Below are 3,249 nucleotides of genomic sequence, written 5' to 3'. Positions count from 1 at the left end.
GATTTGATTTAGCCGAATAGCGAAGGCTCAACAAATATACACAGAGAATTTAAAATTTTAAGCAATTATTTGATGGTTATCCCCATGCTGAAAAAAGGCACCAATTCATCCGAGATGTCTTGGCAAAAAAGATTTCGTAAACTGCCACTCGGCGTTCGTCGCTGCGGTGCCTGGGTTGTAGAAGTTTCGTTGATTGTAGCTAGTGGGGCAGTTCCCTTCAGCATAGGATTATATGCAAAGGAACACCAAGCCCAGGAAGCAGTGCCGCTCAACCCGGTGCTGGTAAAAACTCAGGAAACGATCTCGCAAACTCTTTCTTTACCGATTTATCAAAAGAATCGACAGGTCGCACCCCTGACCAACTTCTTTTGGACGACGGCGCTGGTAACGCCGTTGCTCGTGACTGGCTGGCAACTTTACAAACTGGGAGTGAGGGGCCAAACTCTGCCCAAACAGTGGTTTGGTGTTCGGGTAGTGACGGGAGAAGACCATTCCCCAGGTGTGGGGAGAGTTATGTTGCGGGAAGGTTTGGGTCGATGGGGTTTGTCGGCGGGAATTGCCTTTGCTATCTGGCGCTACATCGGTGCGTATCCAGATTTGGGGGTATTGACGGGGTTAGTTGGGTTGGTTTTACTCGGAGATGGACTGAGCGCAAAGATCGATCGCCGAGGCCGATCGCTGCATGACACAATAGCAGGAACCAGGGTTGTCGATGCAGGTGAAGACGATCGAACTCTACCCGGTTCTTTTCCGGCATCACCGCCACGGTGGCTGCTTCAGAGGCAGAGTAAAGTGACAGCAACAACTGGGGAAGTAGGCGCAAGACAGAGGGAGAAATTATTTCCTGTCTTCAAGTGGGTACGTCAACACCCTCGTTTCACCGTGCTGATCTTGTTTCTATTCAGCATGGTAGTTATGGCAGGTCTTTTAGTAGGAGCGTATATTTATCTTCAAATTCGGGCTGAGCGCTGGATATTGGTACAGCAGAAAAATGACTTATTTATCGCTCTCAGCAAACAGATAAGCGCTAATTCCAACGGGACGCTGGCAGAGAAACAAGCAGCAATTTCGGCTGCGGCTGCGCTCGAAGACGACCCACGAGTTGTCAGGTTATTAGTTGATTTGCTGGCTCAAGAAAAAGAGCCAAAAGTAATCGAAACAATTCAGCAAGTGTTAGTGAGAATTGGCCTAGATGCTTTGCCAGAATTGCAACGTTTGAATCAGACTTTAGCTAAAGAGTTGGATGCTCTACTGATTAGCGAAGCTCAAAAAGAAGAAACAGGAAAAGCAGCAGACTCATCGAAAAAATTAGTACCGCCGCTAGGAAAAAATGAGTTGACCGATGCGGAAATTTCAAACAATCCGTTAGCGTTAGTGCAGCTGCGCCTGCGGGCAACTCAGGAAGCGATCGTTAAAATTCTCAGCATCAAAAATAATCCCGGTACGGTCAAAGATCTCAGTCGAACAGTACTGGGTCAAACATTAGGTGCGGCTCCTTTCGATCTGGTACTGGACAAAATCGACGTATCCGGAATTAATTTTCAAGGATCGAGCTTAGCTGGCGGCAGTTTCCAAGGGACTCGCTTCAGCAGCGCCGGTAAAGACGATCGTTTAGGAACATTTGATGATTTAATTGCTGATTTGAGCAGTACAGATCTGAGGCAAGCTAACTTGACTGGTGCGGTTTTAAGCTACGTTTCATTAGAAAATGCCAATCTGATTCGCGCCACTCTAGATCGAGCAAATTTATTTGAGGCACGCTTAACAGGTGCTAACCTTGGCAGCGCCAAATTGATTGGTGCTTCTTTAGAGAAAGCAGTGTTAGAAAAGGCTAGTTTAACAGGTGCAGATCTCACGGAAGCCAATCTATCCCAAGCAAATCTGCATCGCGCTAGTTTGACTAGAGTAGGTGCAATGGGAGCGCAATTGCAGTTGGCCAATTTGACTGAATCTGATTGGCGAGAAGCAGATCTTTCAGTTGCTAATTTCAATCGTGCCATACTCAAAAATGCCAACCTTGGCTCTACCCGACTTAAGGGTACTAATTTTAACGGTACGCAACTACAAAATGCCAGCTTCCGCAATGCCGATTTGAGTATGGCGGATTTCCGAGACGCGAATTTAGAGGGAGCGGATTTTCAGGGAGCTATTTTTCTTGCTCCCAAGCAACCTGTGGTAGGAGATCAATTCATTCAAACCCCAAATATTGCCACTGGCCCTCGGATTAAGGGTGTTGATTTCAGCAAGGTTAAAAATTTAGATTCCGATCAGATAAGTTATATTTGCGAGAATGGTGGACGTCATCCTCGCTGTCAATAATATACTATTGGGGAGATTCTCAAATCATGAGTTCTCATCTCGATCCACAAGTTCGGTACTGGGGGATGTGGTGTCATCTCTCCGGTCTTGTCTGTACGCTGTGGCCAATGTTTATCCTTAGTGTGCCCCCGATTTCTTCTCTTGGCTGCGGAATAGAAATGCACTTTAGGATATTTTCTATGCTTATATAAGCGTTTCGATCGCAGCGGGACATATTTCCTGCGGAAAGGGGAGAAACGAACTACCGTTTTCTACACATTGAACCATACAATAACTATGCTACCGGACTTGATAAAGTGGGTTTATGGTGTTACTGAATTGGTGTTTTAGTTTTTTAATTTCGGCGATGAACTAAAGTTGTGGTGGCTTGGTCTGTGGGTACTAACAAGACTTGGCTGATATTAACGTGAGATGGTCTAGTGGCGCAGAAAAATACTACATCAGCTACATCATCTGGAGTTAGGGGTGTTAGTCCTTGATAAACTTTTTTCGCTCGTTCTGTATCGCCGTGAAATCTCACTTCGCTGAATTCCGTTTCAACTAAACCTGGGTCTACACAAGTAACTCGTACTGGCGTTCCCAAGAGGTCTTGTTTTAACCCTTCAGAAATTGCTCGTACTGCTGCTTTGGAACCGCAGTAAACATTGCCACCTGGGTAAGTTTGATAAGCTGCAATCGAACCGATATTTACGACATGACCTTTACCGCGATCGATCATTCCCGGTACTACGTAGCGGGTGACGTAGAGCAAACCTTTGATATTAGTATCGATCATTTCTTCCCAGTCTTGGAATGAGCCTTCTTGAAGTTTGTTTAAACCTCGACTGAGACCGGCGTTGTTAATCAAAATATCTATATTAGACCAAGGTTCTGGAAGAGATTGTAAAGATGATTCGACTTGAGTGCGATCGCACACATCTAGCTGTAACA

General features: G+C 45.6%; 2 protein-coding genes. One reads left to right on the top strand and one right to left on the bottom strand.

Translation table 11 applies throughout. The features are described from left to right. Positions 1-114: 114 nt before the first annotated feature. Positions 115-2,319: a pentapeptide repeat-containing protein gene (locus H6S82_RS25695; RefSeq protein ID WP_191056921.1), complete on the top strand. Its 2,205-nt coding sequence runs from the start codon at positions 115-117 to the stop codon at positions 2,317-2,319. Between the two features lie 334 nt (positions 2,320-2,653). Here H6S82_RS25695 and H6S82_RS25690 read toward each other — a convergent pair. After that, positions 2,654-3,249: SDR family NAD(P)-dependent oxidoreductase (locus H6S82_RS25690; RefSeq protein ID WP_191056920.1), on the bottom strand; the 596-nt coding region annotated here is incomplete at its 5' end.

The organism is Planktothrix sp. FACHB-1355, from assembly GCF_014748295.1.
Classification (GTDB): Bacteria; Cyanobacteriota; Cyanobacteriia; order Cyanobacteriales; family Aerosakkonemataceae; genus Aerosakkonema; species Aerosakkonema funiforme_A.
This window is presented reverse-complemented; position numbering and strand designations above follow the sequence as displayed.

What these genes read in the sequence shown, in the direction of transcription:
- H6S82_RS25695 (WP_191056921.1), top strand. Translation starts at nt 115, where the DNA reads ATGTCTTGGCAAAAAAGATTTCGTAAACTGCCACTCGGCGTTCGTCGC.